Origin of the sequence: Thiolapillus sp. (assembly GCF_048562965.1) — a bacterium.
Taxonomy (GTDB): Bacteria; Pseudomonadota; Gammaproteobacteria; order Chromatiales; family Chromatiaceae; genus Thiolapillus; species Thiolapillus brandeum_A.
The window spans coordinates 1-560 of the sequence record NZ_JBHNMF010001554.1 but is presented as its reverse complement, the minus strand read 5'-3'; the positions used below and the strand labels follow the sequence as shown (position 1 = coordinate 560).

Here is a 560-nt window from a genome sequence, read left to right as displayed (position 1 = left end):
GTCCAGTCATATGGGAGCCAAGTACGGAGCAGCAACGAGCTTGCGAAGTTGTTGCGCAGTGCTTGGTGACCAGGACGGCTGGGGCACCAATAGGTTGTCAAAGGCCGAGTCGATTTTGGGGACTGGGATGTCCCAAAATCTATCACGAGGCCGAAGACACGCTTGGCAGACTGTATGGTTGCCGCACATTTTGTCAGCAAGCGGGTGGATGCTGTTTGCGGCAGTAGCAATGGCAGCCACACGGATACCAGGCCCACGGCCAATCTGTGTTACAGCGGGCAACCCGGTGCGATGAGCGGCAATGGGTCCTGGCAGTGGACCTGTGCCGGTGAATACGGTGGAAGCAATGCGAGCTGTTCCACTGATGCTACCGGGTGTATGCCCAGCCCCATCCGGGTTGTCGGAACCCGCTATGCAGCGTCGGAATCGAGAGAATCCGAGATGTAACTACTCACCCCTAAGATGAGTACAAGCCTGCCTCCATGGATCTACAATCGCTTTTTCATGTCTGTAGAGGCTTGACATCATAGTACGCCGAGTCTATGCTATTGACCCAACAC

The 560-nt window shown here is 55.5% G+C and carries 1 protein-coding gene; it reads left to right on the top strand.

The genetic code is table 11. The annotated features are described in order from the left end of the window. Positions 1–162 precede the first annotated feature (162 nt). On the top strand, positions 163–447 hold the full coding sequence (locus tag ACOCD2_RS25465) for a hypothetical protein (RefSeq protein WP_419588829.1): 285 nt from the start codon (positions 163–165) through the stop codon (positions 445–447). The last annotated feature ends 113 nt before the right edge of the window (positions 448–560 follow it).